18 protein-coding genes and 1 pseudogene are annotated in these 25,699 nt (G+C 55.1%); 9 read left to right on the top strand and 10 right to left on the bottom strand.

Going from position 1 to position 25,699, the window contains the following annotated elements:
• Window positions 1-67: 67 nt before the first annotated feature.
• From EPD59_RS15140 to EPD59_RS15120, 5 genes and pseudogenes are all read left to right on the top strand, one after another.
• Window positions 68-744 (top strand): annotated as a pseudogene (locus EPD59_RS15140) (response regulator transcription factor).
• 87 nt (window positions 745-831) lie between these two features.
• The gene (locus EPD59_RS15135) at window positions 832-2,250 is read left to right on the top strand and encodes a sensor histidine kinase (RefSeq protein ID WP_133273514.1); all 1,419 of its coding nucleotides are present in this window, start codon (window positions 832-834) and stop codon (window positions 2,248-2,250) included.
• Between the two features lie 161 nt (window positions 2,251-2,411).
• Complete coding sequence (locus tag EPD59_RS15130; RefSeq protein WP_133273513.1) at window positions 2,412-4,031, top strand: SulP family inorganic anion transporter; 1,620 nt, start codon at window positions 2,412-2,414, stop codon at window positions 4,029-4,031.
• A gap of 71 nt (window positions 4,032-4,102) precedes the next feature.
• Window positions 4,103-4,819 carry a carbonic anhydrase gene (locus tag EPD59_RS15125; protein WP_133273512.1) on the top strand — a complete coding sequence of 239 codons (717 nt, stop codon included), beginning with the start codon at window positions 4,103-4,105 and terminating at the stop codon, window positions 4,817-4,819.
• Between the two features lie 422 nt (window positions 4,820-5,241).
• Window positions 5,242-6,315 carry an SDR family oxidoreductase gene (locus EPD59_RS15120; protein WP_133273511.1) on the top strand — a complete coding sequence of 358 codons (1,074 nt, stop codon included), beginning with the start codon at window positions 5,242-5,244 and terminating at the stop codon, window positions 6,313-6,315.
• A gap of 93 nt (window positions 6,316-6,408) precedes the next feature.
• Here the strand turns inward: EPD59_RS15120 and EPD59_RS15115 are convergent, their stop codons facing one another.
• A complete protein-coding gene (locus tag EPD59_RS15115; protein WP_133273510.1) occupies window positions 6,409-7,488 on the bottom strand; it encodes an NAD(P)-dependent alcohol dehydrogenase in 1,080 nt (359 codons plus the stop codon).
• Between the two features lie 234 nt (window positions 7,489-7,722).
• On the opposite strand from EPD59_RS15115, the gene EPD59_RS15110 reads away from it, so the two are divergent.
• Entirely contained in the window at window positions 7,723-10,263 is a 2,541-nt protein-coding gene (locus EPD59_RS15110) for a type IA DNA topoisomerase (RefSeq protein WP_133273509.1), read from the top strand.
• A 49-nt stretch (window positions 10,264-10,312) separates the two neighbouring features.
• Window positions 10,313-10,537, top strand: coding sequence for a DUF2905 domain-containing protein (locus EPD59_RS15105; protein ID WP_133273508.1), 225 nt, complete (start codon window positions 10,313-10,315; stop codon window positions 10,535-10,537).
• A 72-nt stretch (window positions 10,538-10,609) separates the two neighbouring features.
• On the opposite strand, the gene EPD59_RS15100 is transcribed toward EPD59_RS15105, so the two are convergent.
• The gene (locus tag EPD59_RS15100; protein ID WP_133273507.1) at window positions 10,610-12,103 is read right to left on the bottom strand and encodes an SDR family oxidoreductase; all 1,494 of its coding nucleotides are present in this window, start codon (window positions 12,101-12,103) and stop codon (window positions 10,610-10,612) included.
• Between the two features lie 87 nt (window positions 12,104-12,190).
• Between EPD59_RS15100 and EPD59_RS15095 the strand changes: the two genes are divergently transcribed.
• Entirely contained in the window at window positions 12,191-13,882 is a 1,692-nt protein-coding gene (locus EPD59_RS15095; RefSeq protein ID WP_133273506.1) for an ArnT family glycosyltransferase, read from the top strand.
• A gap of 132 nt (window positions 13,883-14,014) precedes the next feature.
• Here the strand turns inward: EPD59_RS15095 and lysA are convergent, their stop codons facing one another.
• Together lysA and EPD59_RS15085 are read right to left on the bottom strand one after the other, a co-directional pair.
• A complete protein-coding gene (gene lysA, locus EPD59_RS15090) occupies window positions 14,015-15,157 on the bottom strand; it encodes a diaminopimelate decarboxylase (RefSeq protein WP_133273505.1) in 1,143 nt (380 codons plus the stop codon).
• Window positions 15,158-15,383: 226 nt separating this feature from the next.
• Window positions 15,384-16,703 carry an aspartate kinase gene (locus tag EPD59_RS15085; RefSeq protein WP_133273504.1) on the bottom strand — a complete coding sequence of 440 codons (1,320 nt, stop codon included), beginning with the start codon at window positions 16,701-16,703 and terminating at the stop codon, window positions 15,384-15,386.
• Between the two features lie 225 nt (window positions 16,704-16,928).
• Between EPD59_RS15085 and EPD59_RS15080 the strand changes: the two genes are divergently transcribed.
• On the top strand, window positions 16,929-17,804 hold the full coding sequence (locus tag EPD59_RS15080; RefSeq protein WP_165963621.1) for a DUF2911 domain-containing protein: 876 nt from the start codon (window positions 16,929-16,931) through the stop codon (window positions 17,802-17,804).
• 105 nt (window positions 17,805-17,909) lie between these two features.
• On the opposite strand, the gene EPD59_RS15075 is transcribed toward EPD59_RS15080, so the two are convergent.
• The 6 genes from EPD59_RS15075 to EPD59_RS15050 form a co-directional block, all read right to left on the bottom strand.
• Window positions 17,910-19,826 carry a monovalent cation:proton antiporter-2 (CPA2) family protein gene (locus tag EPD59_RS15075; protein ID WP_133273502.1) on the bottom strand — a complete coding sequence of 639 codons (1,917 nt, stop codon included), beginning with the start codon at window positions 19,824-19,826 and terminating at the stop codon, window positions 17,910-17,912.
• A gap of 11 nt (window positions 19,827-19,837) precedes the next feature.
• Window positions 19,838-20,425, bottom strand: a complete 588-nt coding sequence (gene kefF / locus EPD59_RS15070) for a glutathione-regulated potassium-efflux system oxidoreductase KefF (protein WP_133273501.1) — start codon at window positions 20,423-20,425, stop codon at window positions 19,838-19,840.
• A gap of 175 nt (window positions 20,426-20,600) precedes the next feature.
• Complete coding sequence (locus EPD59_RS15065) at window positions 20,601-22,733, bottom strand: glycoside hydrolase family 97 protein (RefSeq protein ID WP_133273500.1); 2,133 nt, start codon at window positions 22,731-22,733, stop codon at window positions 20,601-20,603.
• Window positions 22,734-22,805: 72 nt separating this feature from the next.
• A complete protein-coding gene (locus EPD59_RS15060; protein ID WP_133273499.1) occupies window positions 22,806-24,200 on the bottom strand; it encodes an alpha-amylase family glycosyl hydrolase in 1,395 nt (464 codons plus the stop codon).
• Between the two features lie 119 nt (window positions 24,201-24,319).
• Window positions 24,320-24,625, bottom strand: coding sequence for an antibiotic biosynthesis monooxygenase family protein (locus EPD59_RS15055; RefSeq protein WP_205703423.1), 306 nt, complete (start codon window positions 24,623-24,625; stop codon window positions 24,320-24,322).
• Between the two features lie 76 nt (window positions 24,626-24,701).
• Window positions 24,702-25,676 carry an MBL fold metallo-hydrolase gene (locus EPD59_RS15050; RefSeq protein ID WP_165963620.1) on the bottom strand — a complete coding sequence of 325 codons (975 nt, stop codon included), beginning with the start codon at window positions 25,674-25,676 and terminating at the stop codon, window positions 24,702-24,704.
• Window positions 25,677-25,699: the final 23 nt, after the last annotated feature.

The following is a 25,699-nucleotide window of genomic DNA, read 5'->3' as shown; positions in this document are numbered from 1 at the left end:
TCCACCATTCAATCAGAGTCGTTTGGGGCAAATGTTTGTTCCAGAAAGGCGGTTCGTATACTTGTCTATGAAAATTTTGTTGGTAGAAGATGAACCCAAAGTTGCGGCCTTCTTGCAAAAAGGCTTGACGGAACAGCAGCATTCCGTAGAAGTGGCAAGTGATGGTCCTACTGGTTTGCGGCGGGCTTTGGCGGAATCTTTCGATCTGTTGATCCTAGATAATCTGCTACCGGGCCTCAACGGCTTGGATGTATGTCGGCAGGTCCGCACCCAGAACTCTGCGGTTCCCATTCTGATGCTCACTGCTTTGGGCGAAACAGATGATAAAATTCGGGGCTGGATGCCGGCGCCGACGACTATCTGGTGAAGCCCTTTGCTTTCCAGGAATTGCTGGCGCGTATTCGAGCGTTGGTGCGGCGCCGCCACGAGACCCCTTCACCGGATATTGTGCTGCGTCTGGCCGATCTGACCCTAGATCCGGGCCGCAAGCTGGTGCAGCGCGCCAATCAGACGATTCAGTTAACCGCCCGTGAGTTTGCTTTGCTGGAATACTTGCTTCGCAACCAAGAACGGGTCGTATCGCGGGTCGATATTCTGGAGCAGGTTTGGGAAACGTCCTTTGATACCGGATCCAACGTTATTGATGTCTATATCAATTTCTTGCGAAAGAAGATTGACAAGGATTTTTCGCCTAAGCTCATTCATACGCTGGTAGGAATGGGCTACGTGATGAAGGAAGAATAGGCGGGGGGCTTTTTTGGGTGCTGACTGTGTGCCCGTCACTGATTGTGCAGTAGCAGAACAGCAGTAGCGAATATTTAGTAATTTCTTATGACCATTCGGACGCGTCTGGCGCTACAGTTTGCTGCCATTCTGGCTGTCACCCTGTTGGTGTTTTCGCTGGTGATTTATTTTTTCACCTACCAATCACGCCAGGAGTTTTTTACGGCTAACCTGCTGGCCCGCACCCGTGTAGTTGCCCACGTTTATCTAGACGGCACCAACCGGACGAACGCCGCGAGTAGAGCCTCGTACCGGCGCTACCTGCGTCAATTCTATCGGACGCTGCCTGAAGAGGAAGCCCGGGTTTACGATTCGCAGAACAAGGTGGTGTTTCGGGAAGGGCAAGTCCAGCCGGAGTCGGTTCCACTAGAGTTGCTACAAGCGGTTCGCTTGAATCGGAAGCCTGTCGTTCTGGAGAAGGACTTCCGCCAGACCATTGGCGTGCTTTACCACGATGCCCAGCGCGGCGACTTTGTAGTAGTGGCTTCGTCTCTTGATACAGATAGCCAGCAGAAACTCAGTAGCTTGAAGCGAATTCTGTTGGGGGGCTTTTTGGCTTCGCTCACTATTGTAGGAATTGGGGGCTGGTTTTTCGCTCGCCAAGCACTGCGCCCCATGCAGCGCATTGTGCAGGAAGTAGATACTATCACGGCCTCCGACCTGCACCGCCGCCTGTCGCAGGCCGATGGCCAAGACGAAGTATCGCACTTGGCGCAGCGCTTCAATAGCCTGCTCGATCGGCTTGAAACGGCGTTTGCGGGTCAGCGCACGTTTGTTCGCGATGCCTCTCATGAGCTACGAACGCCTTTGGCGGCGCTAATGGGTGAACTGGAAGTTGCTCTGCTACAGGAACGAACCCCCGAAGAGTATCGGCGCACCTTACGCAGCACACTCGATGCGGCTCGCTTGCTCAGCAACCTCACCAACGGCCTGCTCCAGATAGCACGCGCCTCCGACGACCCTTCCCAAATTACGCTGGGCTTAGTCCGGCTGGAGGAGCTTTTGCTGCAAGCGCACGAAGAGATGCAGCGCCGTCAGCCGACCTGTCGTATCGACCTAGCCTTTCATGAGAACGGCAAAGCGAACCACGGTACTCCATTCGAGGTGCACGGCAACGAAGCGCTGTTGCTGGCTGCTGTGCTTAATGTGCTGGAGAATGCCTGTAAGTTCTCTCGCGGTTCCAATAAGCCCATTATAGCCACCCTCAGCACTAACGACGACCAGGTTGTACTCGAGGTGCTAGACTATGGCTTAGGGATGAATGAGGCCGACCGGCAGCAGGTATTCGTGCCCTTTTTCCGGGCTGAAACGGTGCGAAATGTACCGGGCCACGGTATTGGATTACCGCTTACCGCCAAAATAATGAGTCTGCACGGTGGGTCCGTACAGGTAGACAGCGAATTGAACATTGGTACCCGCGTGCGGCTCGATTGGCCTGTTTCCACTAAACTGAGGGTCAAAGCTTAACAAGCCGGAGTTGGGGACCTGGACGCTTAAAGTTTTTTTAATCTTATTTTAATTCTATTTTAACTGAGACTTAACGACTGAGGGATAGGTTTGTATCGTATCTAAAAGCTGTATCAGCAATAATTGCTGGCAGTTGTTGTACCTACAATGCACTCCCCCTCATGCCACAAGTTGCTTCATCTACTCCACGCGTAGCTCCGTCCGCATCTTCTCCGGAGGTGCAGCCACCACCTACCAACTACTTAAAGACACTCGGCAAAGATATTCCATCCGGTCTGGTTGTATTTCTGGTAGCGCTACCACTGTGTCTCGGAATTTCGCTCGCCTCCAATGCTCCCTTGCTGTCAGGCATTATCACGGGTATTGTAGGGGGCGTTGTGGTTTCCTGGGTGAGTGGTTCTCAGTTAAGCGTGAGTGGTCCGGCCGCGGGCCTTACAGCCATTATGATAATGGCCATTAGCACATTAGGCTCGTTTGAGGCCGTGCTGACGGCTACAGTAATAGCTGGCATTTTACAGCTCATTCTCGGCTTTGCAAAAGCGGGTATTGTTGGCATGTATTTCCCTACCTCTGTTATTCGGGGAATGCTGGCTGCTATCGGTTTGATTCTGATTCTGAAGCAGATACCGCACTTCCTAGGTGCCGATAGCGACTATTTTGAAGATCTGGACTTCTTGCAGTTTAATGGTCAGAACACCTTTTCAGCTATTGGAGCAGCCTTAGGCTCTATTAAGTTGGGATCCGCTATCATTGGTATAGTGTCGTTGCTCATTCTGTTGATGTGGGGCTCCAGCTTTATGCGCCGCCTACCATTTGTTCGTATGATACCGGGGGCTCTAATTGTGGTCATTCTCTCGATAGCCATAAACCAATTGTTGGGTGTAGTAGCTCCCGAAGTACAAGTACAATCAGGGCACTTGGTTAATCTACCCGTTATCAACTCCCTTAACGATGTAGTTGGTATCCTGCGTTTTCCAGATTGGAGTGCGTTGTCTAATGGCTCCACTTATGTTGTTGCAGCTACCATTGCTATTGTAGCTTCTCTAGAAACTCTGCTTAGCATTGAAGCAGTTGATAAGCTTGATCCGCATAAACGCCACACTCCCCAAAATCGTGAATTGAAAGCGCAAGGCGTAGGCAACCTTATTAGCGGTCTGATTGGTGGCTTACCACTTACTGCCGTTATCGTTCGGAGTTCAGCTAACATCGACGCTGGAGGGCAAACGAAGGTCTCAGCATTTTTTCACGGCTTGTTGTTGCTAGCTAGCTTACTGTTTCTGGCTGACTTCCTTAATGAAATTCCGCTGTCGGCTTTGGCTGCTGTCTTGTTGATGGTGGGTTACAAGCTTACTAAGCCCGCTTTGTATAAAACGCAATGGCGTTTAGGATTAGCCCAGTTTCTGCCTTTCATTATCACCATTGTTGCTATCCTGTTTACCGACCTATTGAAAGGCGTGTGCATAGGATTGGCTGTGGGTGTATTCTACATTCTGAAGGCTAATCTCGAGTCCGCTTACTTCTATCATCATGAGCCAAGCCAGGATCCGAACACTGTGCACCTTAAGTTGTCGGAGCACGTTTCATTCCTGAATAAGGCGAGCATCGTTACAACCTTGGATAGAATTCCTGCTGGTAAACACGTCATCGTGGATGGCACCGAATCATCGTATATTGACTATGATGTACTCGAAGCTATTCAGAACTACCGGACTACGGCAGCCGAGCGTGATATAAAGCTGGAGCTACGCAATATTCCGGAAGTAAAGCTTATCGCGCACTAATTTTAAACCCACCTTGCAATGTCAGACACCGCCCTACGCGCGGCTGTCGGACTTACCTCTACCCACCTCCAATGGAAAAGATTTTTGAAAATAACCGCATCTGGGTTGAGCAGATGAAGGCTCAGGATCCGCAATACTTTGAAAAGCTGGCTCAAGGCCAAAAGCCGCGGTACCTGTTCATCGGCTGCTCCGACTCACGTGTGCCCGCCAGCGCAATCACCGGCACCGGCCCAGGTGAGATGTTTGTACATCGCAACATCGCCAACATGGTGGTACATACTGATATGAACCTACTGTCGGTGCTTCAGTACGCGGTGGAAGTTTTGCAGGTACGCGATATTCTGGTGGTTGGCCACTACGGTTGCGGCGGTGTAGCAGCAGCAGCAGCCGGCAAACAGTATGGCCTGATTGATAACTGGCTAACTAATATTCGCGACGTTATCCGCCTGCACGAAACCGAGTTTGCAGGTATCAAGGATGAAGAAAAGCAGCTACGGCGTTTGGTAGAACTGAATGTAATTGAGCAGGTACGTAACCTGGGCAAAACCAATATCATTCAGAACGCTATGAAAGGCGATAATCCTCCTCGTTTGCACGGGTTGGTATACGATATTCGGGTTGGTTTGCTGAAAGATTTGGAAGTGGGTGAGAACATGATGGCCGACTTTGAGCACATCTATGGCACAGAGGCTATGGAGCATGCCGAAGAAGTGCTCGAAGAACAGGTAGAGGCTACGCAAGATTTAGGCACTTCGACATCCTCCGAGACAAGCAACTCCAAAAGCTAGAATAAAGAGAAAGGCCAGAGCAACGTTACTATGCATCAAGCAGCATAGGTAGCTCAGCAAATTACTCTCTTACTTAGTATCATTAGCAGCTAGTGCTTTGCGGGTGGTACTTCAAATAACCACTAGCTGACGTAAACTGAGGGGGATACGTCGGCAACTGGGAACCTCCGTGACTATTTGGTCACGGAGGTTTTTTTATGCCCAAAAAAGCCCCCAATCGCGTGTTTACCCAGTAAAAGTGCCGTAGTGAGCAGCGAACCCGTCCGTGGCGACCTGCTGGCAAAGCCTACGGCCGATTAGTGTGAGCTCGCGTCGGAGAGAGTGATAAATTTTTGGGGAGCGAATTAATAGAAAAGCTCTGCCGCGCAACACTTGCCTGTAGCGATACCGTAAGAGTGAGGAACAAATTGATCCTTACTACTATGAAAACCAAACTAAAAAAGCTTTCTGATCAGGTAATTGTAATTACGGGTGCCTCATCGGGCATTGGCCTTGTGACGGCCCGGATGGCCGCCGAAAAAGGTGCCCGACTCGTATTGGCCGCTCGTAGCGAGGATGCTTTGCAGCAACTTGTTAGGGAAATTGAAACGGCTGGTGGTCAGGCTATTTCTGTAGTGGCTGATGTTAGTAACCAGGACGAGGTGCGTCGCATTGCACAGGCTGCCCACGACCGGTTCGGCGGCTTCGATACGTGGGTGAATAACTCGGGGGTTTCGATTTATGGGAAGATAGAAGAGGTGCCCATCGAGGATATGCGCAAGCTGTTCGAAACTAATGTGTGGGGTCTGATTTACGGCTCGCTGGAAGCGGTGAAGCACCTAAAGCAGAAGGGGGGCGCCATTATCAATATTGGAAGTATTCTGTCCGAAACCACGGCCATTCTGCAAACCATTTATAGCGCCAGCAAGCATGCCGTGAAAGGTTTTACCGATGGCTTGCGTATGGAACTGGAAATGGACGAAACGCCAGTGGTAGTTACCCTCATTAAGCCATCGGCCATCGACACGCCGTATCCGCTGCACGCCAAAAACTACATGGAGCGCGAAGCTCAGCATGCGCCGCCCGCTTACGCGCCCGAAACCGTGGCCCGCGCCATTCTGCACTGCGCCGAAACGCCTGAACGCGAAATTACCGTGGGCGGTGGTGGCCGTGCTATTACGGCGCTGAACAACTGGGTGCCGGCCCTGGTAGACAAGTTTATGGAGAATGTGTTTGCCAAGCAGGAAAAGGCCGAGTATCCGCCACAGCCACTTGATCGGAATGGCCTGGACAGACCCGCTGGTACCCTGGAAGAGCGCGGCAACTATCCCGGCTACACCCGTGAGAGTAGCTTTTACACCGCCGCCACAACCCATCCGCTAGCCGCCGCTGCCCTGATTGGGTCGGCAGTGGCCATTACAGCAGCGCTGGTAGTTTCATCAAAAAACGGTAAGTCGGCCAAGCGACCTAAGCACGGCACTACCGTTTACCCCGATGGTACTCGCGAAGTGCACTAATTAGTAAATGCAAGCTTTAAAAAAGCCCCCAGACGCCTCGAAAGAGCTTCTGGGGGCTTTTTTTTGTAGAGCCAAAACCTGACTTAACAGTACCTATTCGGCGTCTTTCAACGACTGCATATCGATGACGAAGCGGTAGCGCACTTCCTTGTCCATCATCTTGTCGAAGGCTTTGTTAATGTCCTGCATCCGAATCATTTCCACGTCGGGCAGAATATTGTGTTCGGCGCAAAAGTCCAGCACTTCCTGGGTTTCGGCAATACCCCCGATAATGGAGCCAGCCACTGTACGCCGGAATTTGGCGACATCCATGTTATTGAGCGGCTTCTTGTACTCGCCCAGCAGCCCCACCGCTACTACGGCTCCATCTAGGTTGAGCAGGCTCACGTAGTCATTGATATCGTACTCGTCAGGGATGGTGTTGAGGATGAAGCTGAAGCTGGCCTCGTGCTGTTTCATGGCGTCGGCATCCGTCGAGAACAGAACGTTGTCGGCGCCCATTGCTTCGGCGTCGGCTTGCTTGTCTTTAGACGTAGTAATAGCCGTAACGTTGGCTCCCAGCGCTTTGGCTAGCTTCACGGCCATGTGGCCCAAGCCACCCAAGCCCACTACGCCTACCTGATCGCCAGCTTTTACCTTCCAGTGTTTCATGGGCGAATAGGTAGTGATGCCCGCGCAGAGAATAGGCGCCACGGCACTGATTTCGAGGCTATCCGGAATGCGGAGTAAAAACGATTCCTTCACCGTCATGTTGGTGGAGTAGCCGCCAAAAGTGTTAGCGCCGCTGCCATCCGGCTTCATCGGGCCATTGTAGGTTGCAGTCCAGCTCACCGGGCCCTGGCAATAATTTTCCTCGCCGTGCTGGCAAGGCTGACACTGCCCACACGAGTCAATCATGCAGCCCACGCCCACGATGTCGCCGGCTTTGAACTTGGTGACGCCGCTGCCTACTTCCGTCACGCGGCCTACTACTTCGTGGCCGGGCACACAGGGGTATATGGTATTGCCCCAATCGTTTTTTACCTGGTGCAAATCGGAGTGGCACACGCCGCAGTACAGAATATCAAGATGAACCTCATCGGCTTGAGGCAAGCGCCGCTCAATTTCCATGGGCGAGAGGCCGCTAAAAATAGAGTTGGTGGCACCGTAGGCTTTGGTTTTAATAGTTTCCATAGAATAGATAAGAAGGTTGTTTGGGAGGTGGAAATGAGGGACGTATGTGCCAACGGCCGCGGGGCGTTGGGTACTGAGGAGTTACGGCTGCCTAAGCGTAGGGTTGATCAGTATAAATCTCAATAGCAGCCGCTTTTAACAGCACACGCCGAACGACCTTTTAGCGCGTTATCTTTGTTGAGCCTGAACTGAGCCCATTCAGCGAACTTTGTATTGTCAGCAAGAAATACCGATTTGAAAGTCTGCATTGCCGAAAAGCCCAGCGTAGCCCGCGAAATAGCCAACGTACTAGGTGCCAACCGGCGCATGGATGGCTATTATGAGGGCAACGGCTACCAGGTCACCTGGACGTTTGGGCACTTTTGCCAGCTGCGCGAGCCCGAGGATTACCGCCCCGAGTGGAAGCGCTGGAGCATCCACGATTTGCCCATGATGCCCGACTCCTTCGGCATCAAGCTCATGCGCCGCGACGACGGCGTGGTGCGCCAGTTCAACGTGATTAAAAACTTGCTCGCCAGCGCCGAGGAAGTCATCAACTGCGGCGACGCGGGGCAGGAGGGGGAAGTGATTCAGCGCTGGGTGCTCACCGAGGCTAAATACCGCAAGCCCTTCAAGCGCCTCTGGATTTCGTCACTGACAGAAGAAGCTATCCGCCAAGGCTTTGCCAACTTGCGCGAAGGCTCCGAGTTCGACCGTTTGTACCAGGCTGGCAAGAGCCGCGCCGTGGGCGACTGGCTGCTGGGTTTGAACGCCACGCGCCTGTTTACGCTCAAATACGCCGCCGGACAGAAGCAAGTGCTCAGCATTGGCCGGGTGCAAACGCCCACGCTGGCCCTGCTCGTCGACCGTTACCACGAAATTCAGAACTTCAAGCCCGAGCCGTACTGGGTGTTACGCACGGAGTATCGGGGCACCATGTTTAGCCACGTCGCGCCGCTCAAAAAAGGCAAAGGCGACGACGATGAGCCGGATGAGAAAGCTCGCCTGAAAGCGCGCGGCTACTTCGTGAGTCAGGAAGAGGCCGATGCGGCCTTGGCGGCGGTGCGGGGGGCAATTTTCACCGTCACCAACGTTGAAATCAAGAAGGCTCTCGAAACGCCGCCTTCCCTCTTCGACCTGACATCGTTGCAGGTGCAGTGCAATAACCAGTTGGGGCTCTCGGCTGAGGATACGCTCAAAACCGTGCAGAGTCTCTACGAGAAGAAAGTAGTCAGCTATCCGCGCGTTGATACCACGTTTCTGCCTGATGATCAGTACCCTAAAATTGCCGGCATCATGCGTGGGTTGGGGGGCTATTCTGGCCTGACTGCGCCCTTGCTGCAAGGAAAAATTCGGAAGCCGACGAAGGTTTTTAACAACAATAAAGTCACCGACCACCACGCCATCATCCCGACGGGCGCGAGTGCCGGCGGCCTGGGCGGCTCCGAAAGCAGCGTGTACGATATCATCGTGCGCCGCTTTCTGGCTGCCTTTTATCCCGATTGCGAAGTCAGTAACACGATTGTGACTGGTGAAGCCGCTGCGCATCCGTTCCGCGTGCGGGGCCGACAGATTCTCAATCCCGGCTGGCGCGTGGTGTACGGCGACCCGGAGAAACAGCAAGCTCCCTCGGCGCCCAAGGCTGCTGGTGAAGGCGACGACGATGTGGTGAGCACCGTGCTGCCGTCGTTTACCCAAGGCGAAAATGGCCCCCACAAGCCCCGCCTCGACCAAAAAGTAACTCAGCCGCCCCGCGAATACTCCGAGGCGATGCTACTGCGCGGCATGGAAACCGCCGGCCGCAACGTGGACGACGAAGAATTGCGGCAGGCCATGAAGGAAAACGGCATCGGGCGCCCCAGCACCCGCGCCGCCATCATTGAAACGCTATTCAAGCGTGGCTACATCCGCCGCGATAAAAAGAAGATTCTGCCCACGCCCACCGGCGTTGAGCTGATTGGTCTCATTCGCAACCCCACCCTGAAATCGGCGGAGCTGACCGGCCAGTGGGAGCAGAAGCTGCGCCAGATTGAAGCCGGCAACCTTGACTCTGACCAGTTTTTGGGTGAACTGAAAACACTGGTGCGCGAGATGGTGCTGGAGGTGAAAGCTGATGGCTCGGGGCGTGGTATCAGCGTTAGTGGGCCGGGAAATACAGCCACTGGGGGGCAAAAAGTTACTGCACCAGCGGGCAAAACGCCCCCCACAACCGCCTCGCCAGCCGTGCCGGGAAGCTTAGGCACTTGCCCGGCTTGCGGACAAGGTCATGTAATGCGGGGCAAAACGGCTTTCGGTTGCTCGCGCTGGCGGGAAGGATGCGCCATGCGCCTGCCCGGTCAATTCGAAGGTAAAAACCTGACGGATAAGCAAGTATCAGCTTTGCTCACGAAAGGCCGCACACCCGTCATCAAAAGCTTTATCGACGACGTGGGCCAGAAGTTCGATGCGGCCGTGCGCCTGACGCCCCAGCATACGCTGGAGCTGGTGCGCGCCGCCGAAAGCAAGCCCGCTACCACCGAAGCCCCGCAGCAAATTCCGTGTCCGGTGTGCCGCTTAGGTACGATGTTGCGCGGCAAGGCGGCCTACGGCTGCTCCCGCTTCCGCGAAGACTGCCAGTTTCGGGTGCCGCTGGAGCTGTGTGGACGTATGCTCACGGAGGCACAGATAGCGCAGCTCCTGCGGCGGGGCAAAACGGGCGTTATTCGTGGCTTCACCTCTCAGCGTACCGGCCAGAAGTTTGAAGCCGCCCTACAATTAGCCGGTGATAAGGTGGAGTTTGTATTTGAGAAGAAGTAAGCAACTCAACACTAGCAACCTCCAGCGTCGCAATCAAGTATTTCTGCTTATGCCCATCGGTAAACTGCTCGTACTTCTCGGCCTCGGATTGGCGCTGCTGGGGGGCTTTTTGTGGCTTGGCGGCGGCAGTTGGTTCAGCTGGTTTGGCCGCCTTCCCGGCGACGTGCGCGTGGAGCGCCCCGGCTTCCGGCTTTATATGCCATTCGTATCGATGCTGCTAATCAGCGTACTGTTGAGCCTGATTATGTGGCTCGTGCGGCGCTTAGGTAGTTGAATGAACCAAAAAGGCCGTCGTGCAGAGACGAAGCTCACGCATGACGGCCTGTAATTCGGAGAAGCGCAAGATTCAACCGCGTGCTGGCTCGGGAAGTGCTTGGGTGCCCGGGGCGGTACCGTAGTGCACAATATTCTCTACCATGCCCTTGAAGATGATAAAATGGAAGGGCACAAGCGAATACCAATAGAGCCGCCCAGCTAAGCCACGTGGCCGAAATGCGGCAAGTTGCTCCAGGCGGTGGCCGCCGGTGGCCTCATCCGGCACGATGCGAAACTGCAACCACGCTTCCCCAGGCAACTTCATCTCAGCGTAGAGCAATAAACGCCGGCCCGGACGGTCGGCGACGAGCACGCGCCAGAAGTCGAGCTGGTCGCCGGCGCGTAGATCGGTGGGGGAGCGGCGGCCCCGGCGGAGGCCCACGCCGCCCGCAAACTTATCGAGCAAGCCTCGCACACGCCAAAGCCAGTCGACCTTATACCAACCACGTTCGCCGCCGATGCTCCACACGTTTTGCAGCACCTCGTTGGGGTCGCGGGTAAAGGCCATTTCCTGTCGGTCGAAGAGCATGCCGTTCTGCGGGATCTGCACGAAGTCCATGTAGTTGCGCTCCATCACGCCACTGCTCAGCGCATCGGTCCAACTGCTGATAACTTCGTTCTGCTCAATGCGAGTAAAAGCCAGCTTCAACGCTTCGGCGTAGCCCATGCACTCGTGCTTTATTACTTGCGAAATGCTGCGCTTGGTAGCCACAATGGTGTCATTGCGTAGGCTGTCTACTAGGCTTTGCGCCAGCGAAAAGGTGGTACTGGTCACCAGAAATAGCCACAGCGACGACAAGCGCGGCGTGAGAACTGGCACCGTCAGGATGTAGCGGCGGTAGCCGCGCACTTCGGCCAGGCCCAGCAGCATCTGCTTGTAAGTCAATACATCAGGTCCGCCAATATCAAAGCTTTGCCCCAGGCAAGCGGGATTGTCAAGTACGGCGGTCAGGTAAAACATTACGTCGCGCACCCCGATGGGCTGGCAGCGGGAGTTAAGCCAGCGCGGCGTTATCATCACCGGCAGTTTCTCCACCAAATCTCGGATTATCTCGAACGACGCCGATCCCGACCCAATAATAATACTAGCTCGAAGCACCGTAAGCGCCGCCTTTTCAGCTTTCTGAAGCACCTTTTCCACCGCCCGACGCGAGCGAAGGTGCGCCGAAAGCCCGCGGTCATTGGCAATACCGCTGAGGTAAATAACCTGCCGCGCCGACGTACGGTTGATATACTGGGTAAAATTCTCGGCCGATTGACGTTCCGCTAGCACAAAATCCTGGTCGCCGCCGCTCATGGAATGCACTAGGTAATACGCTACATCAATATCAAGCGGCAAATCCTGCAAAGATGTTGGCTGGAGCAAATCGCCCTGCGCCACCGTGATTTGCGTCCGCAGGCGCTCGGGTGGCGTAAACCGCCGCGCGTCGCGCACCAGACACACTACGCTATGGCCAGCCTCCACCAACAGCGGCAGCAGGCGCTGGCCGATGTAGCCATTGGCACCAGTGAGCAGAATTTTCATGGGCAGGAGCATAAGGTGAGACAAAAGGAGAACCGCTGAGTTACTCGTTAGTTGTAAAGCCGGTCTTACCCCACATTTTGGCTAACATTGCAGCCGCTTTCCACATCCTATTTCTATGGCTGCTCCCCTTACCTCTCGTTTCTGGCTTTGGCTTTGGCTGTTCGTGCTCGGGGGGCTTTTTTGGTGGGAATTGGAAGTTGGGGGCCACTGGAAAGCAGTGAGGCGCGCTACGCCGAAATTGGCCGTGAGATGCTGGTCACCGGCGACTGGCTCCACCCGCGCCTGTTGGGTATTCAGCACTTCCATAAACCTCCTTTTACGTATTGGCTCACCGCCGCCAGCCTGACCATTTTTGGCCCCCACGCGGCCGGAGTGCGTATTTTGCCCGTGCTGGCTGTGCTGCTGCAAGTGCTGCTTATGTATAAGCTGGGCGAGCTGTTATTTAAAGGCGACCGGGCCCGCGCCCTGGCGGCAGCTATTGTGTATGGTTCCTTGCCTGTAGTACTTATTTCCGCCCTCAACGTGACGACCGATGCTTATCTGGCCACATTGGAGTTGGCGGCTACCTACGGCATACTGCGCTACTACGCTGGGGGGCAAATTCGGTGGCTGTACCTATTCTGGCTAGGTTTGGGTCTGGCTTTTCTGACCAAAGGCCCGGTAGGCTTTATCCTACCGCTGATGGCTATTATCAGTCATTACTTCAAGCAGAATTCCGAGCAAAAGCAAGCCCGTCGCCGTTTCACAGTGCATCACCTGCTAGGGTTTGGGCTGTTTGTGCTGGTGGGGCTCAGCTGGTATTTGTACTTGGTAGCCGAGAATCCCGCTTTCATTCGATACTTCTTATTTGAGCATACCGTCGAGCGCTTTGCCAATGCTAACACGTTTAATCGGGCAAAGCCGTGGTGGTTTTACCTAGTGCTGGCACCCGCTACCAGCTTGCCATGGTCGGTGGCGTTACTAGCGCAAGTGGTACGTATTCGTTGGGCTGAAGTACCGCAAATCTGGCGCAATGTGCTCATTTTCTGGGTGCTGATTCCGTTGGTGTTTTTCTCGCTGTCCAGCTCTAAGCTGCTCCTGTATGTGCTGCCGATCTTCCCCGGCATGGCCCTGCTGACGGTTTATTACCTGGGGCGCTGCAATGAGGCGCAACTGTTTCGTTGGTACGTGGGCATTGTGGCTTTTTTTGGTGTTCTACTTGGCGTGCTATGTTTGGCACCCGTGCTGGCCGCAGCCTTTAATTCGCCCTTCACCTTGCGGCCGTTTATGGCTGCTGTACCAGCGGCTGGCGTAGTAGTGCTGGTAATTACGCTCACACTTTGGGAGCAGGTGCGCGTTGCGCCCCGTTTGCTGGCCGCAGCTGCTATTTTCACTCTCACGCTGCTGCTGGCCGCAAAGCCCATTCTGCACCAAAATGAGCTGGCCGCCAACGGCACACGTCCGTTGGCGGATTTGCTGCGCCAACGCAAACTCACAGAACGGCCCGTACTGGTGTACAATGAGCTATTACCATCGCTGGCGTTTGAGCTGGGCAAACTGCCTGTTTCGTTGAATGACGGCAACCACAACCTCAACCGCGAAACGCAGTTTGAAACCGATAAACGGTGGCAGCAAAACCTGATTTACCTCGCCGATTCTACCCAACTCCCGACTCTTACTTGGATGCTCCGGCAACGGCCGGTGCTCCTTGTGAAAGGCGAACTGAGTCCCGAGCGGCAGTGGCTGCGGCCGTATTTTAAGCAGCACGAAAAGCTGGGAAAATGGACCGTTTGGTATTAGAGAAAAGCTGCTCGGCCTAGGGTTTGATGAGATGGTCAAGCTTCGGAACGGCTGGCTCCTCTCTGCTACCAACCAAAAAAAGCCCCCCAGAGAATTTCTGAGAGGCTTTCTTCACTTATAGGCTGCTTCCATTTAAACGTATATCGCCTCAGCCTTCTCCCGCAGGTTGTAGGCTGAACTCATGACCTCGCCATACGCGCCCGCCGAACGCAGCGCCACCAAGTCGCCGCGCTTCGTTTCGGGCAAAGGCACGGCACGACCAAAGGTATCCGATGACTCACAGATCGGGCCCACTACGTCATACGGCTGAATTTCGCCCTGGCTGCTGAGGTTTTGAATATGATGATGGCTCCCGTATAAAGCTGGCCGAATAAGCTCGGTGAGGCCCGCGTCGAGAATAGCGAACTGCGTTTGCTGACTCTTTTTAACGTACAAAACCCGACTTACCAGCGTGCCGCTTTGAGCCACAATAGCGCGGCCCAACTCCACGTGCACCTGCTGGCCCGGCCGCCGAATCAGGTGCTGTTCAAAGGTGCGGAAGTATGCCTCAAAATCGGGAATCGGGTTCGTATCGGGGTCGTTGTAGTCGATGCCCAAGCCGCCGCCCACGTTGAGATGAGGCAAGTGGTGACCTTGCTCTTCGAGCCAGGTTTGTAACTCGTTTAACTTTTGACTAAGCTCGGCAAATACCGCCAAATCAGTGATTTGCGAGCCTATATGCGCGTGCAGCCCTACCAGCTCCAGATTGGACATCGTTGCTAGCTGCTCCACTACGGCTGACAAATCGGCGAGTCCGATACCGAATTTATTGGCTTCCAGTCCGGTCGTAATGTAGTGGTGGGTTTGCGCATCCACGTTCGGATTCACGCGCAAGGCCACTCGCGCCCGCCGATTTTGCCCCCCAGCCAGCTCATTCAGTACCTCCAGCTCCTGCGCCGACTCCGCATTGAAGCACCAGATATCCGCCGCCAGCGCCCGCTTGATTTCTGCGTCCGTTTTGCCTACACCCGCAAATACAATGTCTTGGGGGGCAAATCCGGTGTCGAGGGCGCGCTGTACTTCGTTGGCGCTCACGCAATCGGCCCCGAGGCCGTGCGCCTGTATGAGCCGCAGAATGGGCTCATTGGCATTGGCTTTCAGCGCGTAATGCACATGAAATCCCCGCGGACGCGCCGCCTGTTGCACTGCTTCTAGCGTGCGCGTCAGCAATCCTAAGTCGTAATGATAGAAAGGCGTAGGGCGGGAGAGAAGCTCGCCGGAAAGAGAAAAAGACATTGTGAAAACAGTAAACCGAAAAGTCAGCCCTAATTAGAGTTAGAGAGCTAGTTTCCCTCCGCAGCTGAGGAGGGGCTAGGGGTGGTTGAAGACGTCAGAACAAGACTAGAAGTAAAAACTAGAGTTAGTAACTGTTGAACGATTGCCAACCACCCCTAACCCCTCCTCAGCTGCGGAGGGAAACTAGCTCTCTAACTCTCTAGTAAATAAATAGGTGACATCCTGACTACCGCTGAAACAACCCCGCGTTCAACGCCTTAAGTGTCCGCGTTTTATCCGCAGTGTGCACCAGTAAGCTGATATTGTTCGGGGAGCCGCCGTAGGAAATCATCCGGAGGGGAATATCGCCTAACGCATTGAACACCAGCCGAGCTGAACCGTGGTTTTCCTGAATAAGGTTGCCCACGAGACAGATAATGGTTTGGTTTTCATCAATCTCCACGCTGCCAAAATCGCGTAGTTCGGCCAGGATTTCGGCTAAGTGAGTAGCGTCGTCGATGGTCAGCGATACGGCCACTTCTGAGGTCGTAATCATATCGATGGGCGTGCGATAGCGCTCAAATACCTCGAACACGCTGCGCAGAAAACCGTGCGCCAGCAACATACGGCTCGACTTGATTTTGATAGCCACCAAGCCATCTTTCGCGGCCACCGCTTTAATGGCTTCTGACCCGGTTGTGCTGGAAATAAGCGTGCCGGGTGCTTCGGGCTGCATCGTGTTGAGCAGCCGCACCGGAATATTGTACTGGCGCGCTGGCAGCACAGAGCTGGGATGCAGAATTTTAGCGCCGAAATAAGCTAGCTCGGCCGCCTCATCAAACGACAGCTCGCGAATAGGGTAGGTACCTTCCACTACACGCGGGTCATTGTTGTGCAAGCCGTCGATGTCCGTCCAAATCTGAATTTCGTCTGCGTCGGCCGCTGCCCCGATAAGCGAAGCGGAGTAGTCAGAGCCGCCGCGCTTAAGGTTGTCAATGTCGCCTTTGGCATTGCGACAAATGTAGCCTTGCGTGATAAACAGCTTTTGACCGGCGTGGGGGGCTAATTGTTGGGCCAGATGCTCCCGAATATAGGCGTCGTCGGGCTCGTCGTTGGCATCGAGGCGCATAAACTCCAGGGCGGGGAGCAACACGGCATCCTGGCCGCGCACCGCCGTCAGGTAGCGGTGAAACAGCAACGTGCTCAGCAGCTCACCCTGCGCCAGAATCACCCGCTCGCCCGAGGTCGACAGGGGCTGACGCATCAGGTTAAATATCGTTTTGAAGCACGAACTTATATGACCAATAGCTTCGTCGGCCACGGCTGGCTCGGGCAGTAACTCGCGGGCTACCATCAAGTAATGCTGGCGCAGAATCTCGGTCTGAGACGTAGCAGCCTGGATTTCCCCTTCAAACAGCAGCTTTGCAATAGCAACCAACGAATTGGTAGTGCCCGACATAGCCGACAGTACCACAATGCGCGGCTCAGAACTTTGAATTAGGTCGGCTACAGAATGCATCCGCGCCGCCGACCCGACGGACGTACCGCCAAACTTGAGAATTCTCATGAAAAATATTGAGCGTAGGAGCCCCAAGGTACGGCCCAAGCATCAAGATGTGAAATGATAGGTTGCCTGGGGGGCTTTTTTACAGATCTGAAGGCAATAGACACAGCCAAACCTTACACGATGCAGGAGCCCATCTTTTGGTTGGTCAACTGACTGGGCTTACGCAACTCTTTCAATTCAATGGTTACTATATTTAACCTAATCCCAACCCTAAACGCTCTGCTCATGAAACCGTGTGTTCTCCTTACTATTCCTTTCCTCAGTGTAGCCTGTGTGCTTGGGGCCAACACTTCTGTTCAGGCCCAGCAGGCGCTCCGTATTCCGGTGGTCAGCCCGGCCGTGCGTATTCATCATGATTTCTCGGTTTCCTTCGTAGAACTAAGCTATTCGCGTCCCTCCAAAAAAGGCCGTGAGATTTTTGGCAAACTGGAGCCTTATGGCCAGGTGTGGCGCACGGGCGCAAATACCAACACCAAAATTCGCTTCGGAGAAGAAGTGAAATTTGGCGGCCAAACCGTGCCAGCGGGCACTTATGCGTTGTTCAGTATTCCGGGCGCCAAGGAATGGACATTTATTTTGAACCGGGATACGGCGCAATGGGGCGCCTACACTTACAAGCCCGAGATGGACGTGGTGCGCGTAAAAGCCGTGCCTACCGCTCTGCGCGACCCGGCCGAAACGATGAGCCTGACGCTGGAAAACCTAAAGCCATCGGCCGCCGACCTTACCTTGCGCTGGGATAAAACCCAGGTAAGCGTGCCCCTCACCGCCGACTCCGATGCGCAAGTAGAAGCCCAAATCGCGCAGGCTATGCAGGGGGAGAAAAAGCCTTACATCACGGCCGCGCAGTATTACTACAACAATAATAAAGACCTTAACAAAGCCCTCACTTGGCTGGATGCATCCATCAAACAGCAACCCAGCTATTACGCCTACTATTGGAAGGCTCGAGTGCTGCACAAAGCCAAGCGCCCCGACGAAGCCACCGCAGCCGCCAAGCAATCATTGGAACTAGTAAAAACAGAGAAAACGCCGTCAATCAAAGAGGAATACATTCGTCTAAACCAGCAGCTCCTAGCCGATATTGGGGCCAAGAAATAAGGTGACCTGAACATCACTGCGACGAATTCCTAATGAACAAAAAGCCCCCAGAAATCTTCTGGGGGGCTTTTTGTATTGTCAGGCATTGCGAACTGCGGTTCACCGCTAGACTACAGGCGTTTGAGGCGCAGTGGGAGCCGATGGCGCGGGCGGTGCTTCCTGGCGCAAGGATTCGTTATCCCAGCCTTCATCTACTTCCCGCAGGTTCTCGTTGGCGGCGTCGAAGTGGAGCAGCTGTTCCAGTTCCTGAATACGCTGGCGGGCGGTGCTGAAGTAGGTTTTCCGGTCTTTGTGCACGGCGGCCAACTCGCGCATGGCCAGCTCATCGTGGCGCAGGAAAGTGCGGGCAGCTCGTTGGGCATGGTAGGCGCGCACGCCCAGCAGGCGTAAGGCGTCTACACCCAGTCGCAAGGAACTGTCTACCGTTTCGCGGTACACGTCGGTCAGGCCGGCTTCAATAAATCCGTAGGCGTCGGGGCGGTCGTGGGCGCGCACCAGGATGCGCAGGTGGGGAAAGTGGCGCCGCACCAGCTCCACCAATTCCAGCGCCCGCTCCGACGAATCGAGGGCAATAATGATGACTTTCGCTTGACTAGCGCCAGCCGCGTGCAGCAAATCGTAGCGGGACGCATCGCCGTAGTACACGCGCAGGCCCAGTTGGCGCAGCGTTTCTACGCGGTCTGCGTCAAAATCCAGCACGGTAGTACCGATGTCATTGGCGCGTAAAAAACGCCCCACAATGTTGCCATACCGTCCAAAGCCGGCAATGATGACGGGGTTCTTCTCCTCAATAGCATCCGCTTCCCGCTCCGGCGCGGCCGGTGGCCCCAGCCGCGGCTGAATGACCCGTTCGTTAAGCAAGAAAACCAGGGGTGTAAGGGCCATGCTGATAGCCACCACGGCCGTAGCAATGCTGGTAATGCGCTGATCCAGAATGCCATTTTGATTGGTAAAGGAGAGCAGCACGAAAGCAAACTCCCCAATCTGGCTCAGCCCCAATGCCAGGGTCACGTTCTGGGCCCTGTTACCGGTGAAGCGTTGCCCCAAGACCAGCAGTACCGCCGTCTTGACAAGCATAATGGCCAGCACAGCCCCTGCTATCAGCAACGGATTTTCACGGATTAGTCCGAAATCAATGGCCGCGCCCACCGACATAAAAAACAAGCCCAGCAACAAGCCTTTGAAGGGGTCGATATCGCTCTCAATTTCGTGCTTGTACTCGCTGGTCGCCAGCACCACGCCCGCTACAAAGGCCCCCAGCGCCGGGCTCAAACCCACTAGCTCCATCAGTAAAGCCACGCCGCCCACCAGCAGCAACGCTGTAGCTATAAACACTTCGCGCAAACCGCTCCGGGCCACCAAGCGAAATATCGGTCGCATACCGTACTTACCCAGCACCACCACGCTAACTACTGCCAGTACCAATGCTAGGGCACGCAGCCAGCCTGGGGCCGAGGCCAACAAGTTATGGTCAGCGGCGGCCGCCTCGCCAGCCGCGGCGGGCTGCATAGCCAGCAGCGGCAAAATGGCCAGAATCGGGATGACGGCAATATCCTGGAACAGCAGCACGGAGAACGTGCCTTGTCCGGCCGGCGTGCCCAACTGGTTCTGCTCTTTGTAGGTCTGCAACACAATGGCCGTCGACGACATAGCCAGAATAAGGCCGAGCGCCAGAGCAGGTTTCCACTCGATGCCCGCCACCATAGCTAGTCCCGCCAAAGCAAGCGACGTCACCACCACTTGCAGACCACCGAGCCCGAGAATAGGCGTACGGAGCTTCCAGAGCAAAGCCGGCTCCAACTCCAGACCCACCAGAAACAGCATAATCACGACGCCAAACTCGGCTACGTGCATCACGTCCTGGCCCTCCTCGCCAACCAGTCCCAGCACAGCCGGCCCAATGACCATCCCAGCCAGCAGATACCCCAGCACCGAACCCAACCCGAAGCGCTTCGCCAACGGCACAAACAGCACCGCAGCCGCCAGATACACCAACGCTTGCAGCAATACAGACTGACTCATAAAGCTGTGATTTAGTTGGCCAAATCCGTAAGAACCGGCGTCTGTAAAGTAGCGTATTCAGTGACTTGACCCGTGGCCAGCAACGTCAGCAACTCGCGGTAGCGAAGGGCTGCGGCATCAATCTCCGCATCGGTGATGCGCAGTGAGCCGTGCACCACAAAGGGGGGCAAATATTGCATCTTGCACAGCCGGGCCGTCTGCTCGAAAGGGGCTAGCAGCTGCTGGATAGTGTAGCGGTTGGAACCCGTTTCCTGATAAGCTTCCTGCTTGCCGCCAGTGGTAATAGCATTCAGCATCTGCTTGCCAGCCAAAGCGTTGCCGGTGCGCCCGTAGGCCCAGCCGTGTTCCAGCACCAAGTCTTCCCACTGCTTGATTAAAGCCGGCGAGCTGTACCAATAAAACGGGTGGTGCAACACAACAACCTCATGAGCCAACAGCAATTCCTGCTCCCGATGCACATCAATGTCGAAGTCAGGATACTGCTCGTACAAATCGTTGACCGTCACAAAATCCAGCGATTCTACCGCCGCAATCAGCCGCCGGTTCACCCTAGATTTCTCCAAAGCCGGATGCGCAAACTGTATCAGGATACGAGCCATGAGCTAGAGATAAGAAGTAGCGTAAGTATCGAAGCAAGTTATAAGATTCACGACAAGAGGGCACAATAACACTAAAGGCAGCCGATCTAACTAAGCTTGGAGCAACTGAAGTTTCTGGATTTGCAGTGTATAAAAAAGCCCCCCAGATGCAAGGTCGGGAGGCTTTTTTCGTGAGTTACTGCTTCTTCAGCTTCCGCAACTCCTCCCGCGTCGCGGGTTTCAGGCTGATGGCCGTGCCGCCGCCGGGAGCGAGTTGGAGAGGCAATTGGGTACGGCTGTCCACTAGCACTTGCCGGATTTGGTAGGCCATGGGGTTCTTTTCCCAGTCGGCATCCCTGGCGTCGGCGTAGATGGTGGCGGTGTAGGGGGCCTTGGGGGGCAAAAAGTCAAGCTTCACGGTCTGGCGGCGGGCCTGCTCGTCGGTGATGGCGCCCAGGTACCACTCGTCTTTGCCCTTGGCTTTGCGGGCCGTGATGATGTAGTCGCCGGGCTCGGCGGCCAGAATGCGGGTGTCGTCCCAATCCACGGGCACGTCCTTGATGAACTGGAACGCGTCGAGGTGCTGCTCGTAGGCTTCGGGCAGGTCGGCGGCCATTTGCACGGGGCTGTACATCGTCACGTAAAGGGCCAGCTGCTTGGCTAGCGTGGTGTGCACCTGGCGGCCTTTGTTGGCCGTGGGGTTCCAGGATTCGAGTTTAATCTGGAAGATGCCCGGCGTGTAGTCCATGGGGCCGCCCATGAGGCGGGTGAAGGGCAAAATAGTCTCGTGCTCAGGCGGATTGCCGGTGCTCCAGGCATTGAATTCGTTGCCACGAGCAGCTTCCGAAGCCAGCCAGTTGGGGTACGTGCGATGCAAGCCCGTCAGTCGCACCGACTCGTGCATATCCACCATAATCTGCTGCTGGGCCATGTTGGCGGCGGTGCGGTTGTAGTGGTTCACCATCCACTGCCCATCGTGGTGCTCGCCGCGCGGAATAATGCGGCCCACGTAGCCGGTTTTCACAGCGTCGTAGCCGTGCTCTTTCATGAAGCGCAACGCGGTTTCCTGGCGGCGCTCGTAGTTGGTCACGGAGCTGCTGGTTTCGTGGTGCATCATCAGCTTCACGCCCTTGCTGGCGGCGTAGCGCTGCAACTCTTTTACATCAAAATCGGGGTAGGGCGTCACAAAGTCGAACACCTCCTCCTTCCAGTTATTGGCCCAGTCTTCCCAACCCACGTTCCAGCCTTCCACCAGCACGCTTTGCAGGCCGTGCTTGGCGGCAAAATCGATGTAGCGCTTTACGTTGGCCGTGTTGGCACCGTGTCGGCCGTTGGGTTTTAGCGCGTTCCAATTAGTGGTAGCCAGCTTGAGGTTGCTGGTGTCGGCGTAGTTCCAGCTGGCTTTGTTGACGTGCATTTCCCACCACACCCCCACAAACTTCTGGGGCTTAATCCAGCCCGTATCCGTGATTTTGCTTGGCTCGTTTAGGTTCAGAATCATCTTGGAGGCCAGCACCTCGGGCGCTTTGTCGCTGACCACGATGGTGCGCCAGGGCGTGTGCTCAGGCGCTTGCAGATACGCCTTGGCGCCAGTGGCTGAGGGCACGAGCTGGCTGGTGAGGCCGAAGGTTTTGGTGTCCACGTTCAGCATCATGGCCGGGTAGTTCACCAGCGCCGCCTCGTGAATATTCAGGTACAGCCCGTCCTGAGTCTTCAGCATCAGCGGCGTCTGCACGCGCTGGGGGGCAGATTTCAGTTGAATGGCCTCAATAGGCGTGGTATTTACCTCGCTCAGTCGGGTGGTGCTGTAGGTGTACTCGTTGGAGTCGTAGTCGCCCGGAATCCAGAAGGTTTTGTGGTCACTGGTGAGGTTAAACTCGGTGTTTTCCTCCTGCACAGTGAAGTAGGTGAAGCCCGGCTGAGCCGGAAACTCGTAGCGGAACCCCAGCCCATCATCATACAGCCGGAAGCGCACCACCAACTGCCGATTCTTCGCAGCGGCCTGCTGCAACGTCACGGCCAGCTCCTTGTAGCGGTTGCGAATCTGTTTTACCTCGCCCCACACCGGCGCCCACATCTCATCCGTCGCCGACGAGTCGATTTTGGCAATGGTAAGGCCTTTATCAAAGCCCGGCTGGTTTTGAAGCAGAACCGCCAAGCGGCTGGGCTTTATAACAGGCTTTGTACCGAACCGGAGTTGATATGTGGGCTCGCCTGTGGGGCTGAGCTGGAAGTTTAGCGTGAGCTTGTTGGCTGGAGAGTGAAGGGTTTGAGCCAGAGCCGGGATGCTCAGACATGCAGTTAGCAGCAGAAGGGTAGTTTTTTTCATGAGCTACATTATCGCATTCGCTTAAGTTGAATTGCGAACTTGACTGGTATGATTGCTACTGAATAAGTGAAGTTAGTTGCGCAAAATCAGGTATTGATAAGGCTGCAAGTTAAGCTGAGTGGTCATGGTCAAAGGCTGCCCACTCAAGGCATTGAGCCAAGGCGAGTTGACGAGACTGGTGGGTACCTGATAGTTAATAGCAGTATTGCGAAGATTGACTAGCACCAGAACCTTCTCATTGCCAACAGTTTTCGTGAACACGCACACATCGTCGCTGCTGTATGAGGTAAGCGCCCCATTGCGCACGGCGTCGCTGGTGTTACGGAAGCGGAGGATGCTTTTGTAATCCCTGGTTACGGTCGGGTTGAGCGACCAATCAATCGTGCGGCGCGCGCCCATGAAAGGCAATCGGGTGGGAAATCCTACTTCCTGTCCGTTGTAAATCATGGGCGTACCGCGCATGTAAGCGGCCACCACAAAGGCGGCCATAGCGCCTTGCTGACCGTTGAATAGCTCCTGCGGCGTGCCTTCCGAACTGTTGATATCGTGGTTGGAGGTGTAGCGCAACATACGGGCGCCGGCCGGAGCGTTGGCATAATTCGCCTCGTTGAGATTGTCGAGGAGCTTGACGCTGGACCGCTTGGCGAAAATATCCTTCATGGTGTTCAAGAAATCGAACCCATAGCGGAGGGGAAAACCAGCCTGGAAATAGTAGGTCTTATCCGATCCTTCGGCAATTAAAAGGAGCTTGTGCGTGCTAATCGAGTTGAGGTTGCTGACGGCCTCGGTGAGAAACTCATAGGTCGGGCCGTCGGCGTAGTCGATGCGGTAGCCATCAATATTGGCCTGGAAAACCCAATACCGCATGGCCTGAATCATGGCTGCTCGCATGGAGGCATTGGCAAAGTTTAGTTGGGCCACATCGGTCCAACCCAGGGGCGGGTTCTTGATATTGCCTGCGGCGTCCTGCTGGTACCAGTCTTTGTGGGCCGTGATCCACGGATGGTCCCAAGCAGTATGGTTGGCCACCCAGTCGAGTACAACGGCCATGCGGCGGGCATGGGCACCGTCCACGAGGGCCCGCAAGTCGGCCAGCGTCCCGAGTTCAGGATTCACCGCCATATAGTCTTGTATGGCATAAGGCGAGTCAAAAGCCTTTAGCTTGCCAACAGGATACACCGGCATCAAATACACCACATTAATGCCGAGGGCTTTGATGGAATCCAGCCGAGCTATTACGCCCTTGAAATTGCCTTGCGCACTAAACGCCCGCATATTCACCTGATACACCGTAGCATTCGCAGCATCTGGTACCTCGGTGAAGGGTGTGCCATACTGAGCCGGATCGGCCGTGACCGAAGGAATAACCGGAACGGTAGGGCTGATCGTTGTTCCCTTACTGCAAGAAATAAGCAGCACGGACCAGCACAGGAAGGCCAGCTTCCGCACAAGTTTTTGAGTATGCATAATAGTTAGTTGGTTGAGGCAGTGAAGCACGGCTAGCGTATTGCGGGTGCCTCCGCGAGTAGTACTATGCTTGCTACAAATAAAGCACACGCATAGTCTACATTAGGGCCTGGCCGAACTTAAAAGTCAAAGGTCTCGCAGTGAACGACATTCGACTCGAACTCTAGCAAATAGCGAGCATCGTCGGGGTAGTAGCGCGCTTTCTCGTAGTCGTCGCCGGCAAACTGTTTGATGCTGTCGTAGCTGTCCCAGCGGGTTACGGTCCAGAAATGGCAGACTTCGCCTTCTAGGCTGCGCAACACTTGCACCCCTAAGTTGCCGGGCGTTTTCTTGTAGTCGGAAAGGCCCGATGCTTCCAGATACTGCAGGTACTCATCGGCGTGGTGAGCGTGGGTAACGCCGTGCCAAATGCGGGTAATTATCATGCTTCTCTTAGTTGAATTTGGGCTAACCGTTACCAGCTTTTTTCTATCTGTATAGCGGACGCTGCCGTACACGAAGCTACAACTGCAGCAACTTTCCCTGCTCCGGAAAGATGAGTTTCAATTGCAACGAATTCCCCTCAGTGAGCTGCTTTTTGATGGTCGCTTCATTACCGGCCGTGGGCTTCATATGGGTAACAATGACCGATAGGCCGCGCAGTGCCGCCGCGCCGGTTAGCTGACTAAGAGCGTTCATTTCCTGCATAAGCAAAGCCGGAGTAAGGTGTCCAAACAACTGCGCCGGAGGTTGGGCATTGGCGTAGGAGGCTTCGATGAAAATAGCCTTGAGCTGGCCAGTTTTCACTAGTGGCTGAACGACTTGCCATAAGTTGCGCAGCTGGGGGGCTTTTTCGATGGCATCGGCACCAGTGTCGCCGAGGTAAAGCAGATAATTATCCTGACTGCGGATCAGGAAGGCGGCGCTTTGATAGGGCTTGCCATGACTCAGCACAAACGTCTGGACGCTTAAGGTGGTGTTTTCGATGGCTTTTACCTGATTGGGTGCAAGGGGCCGCAACTGGTATTTGCCCAGAGCCGGCGGGGCACCGCTGCTGCCGAAATTGGGCCAAGTGCGCCAGTTGAAATAATCGTTCTGAATGGTTTTAAGGCATTCGCTCAGGCCATAAATGCTTTTGGGCGAGTCATCGGTAGCATTCAGGAGCAAACCGGCTACGTGGTCGAGGTGGGCGTGGGAAATGAGGTAAGCCTTGATGTTGTTGCGGATTACTGCGCCCGCCGGCGCCGCGAATACCTTGCGTGCTACGGCCTTTTCCACGCCACTGTACACGGTGCCCGCATCCAAGCACACGTAGGAGGCAGATCCTGCTGGCGCAACCAGATACGCCGAAAGATTGCCCTCATCCAGCCCCCCCTTCACGCCCAGCGGCACAATGTTGAAGGTAGGCGGGGAGGCGGCCCGCTGCGCAAATACGCTAGGCCCCAGCAGGAGCATGAAGAGCAGTAAGCGTCGTTGGAATAACTGTGTCGTCTCCATAGTACAAGGTAACTATAGATCCA

Origin of the sequence: Hymenobacter radiodurans (assembly GCF_004355185.1) — a bacterium.
Classification (GTDB): domain Bacteria; phylum Bacteroidota; class Bacteroidia; order Cytophagales; family Hymenobacteraceae; genus Hymenobacter; species Hymenobacter radiodurans.
Note: the sequence above shows the minus strand (reverse complement) of the source record. Positions and strands in the feature narration are given on the sequence as shown.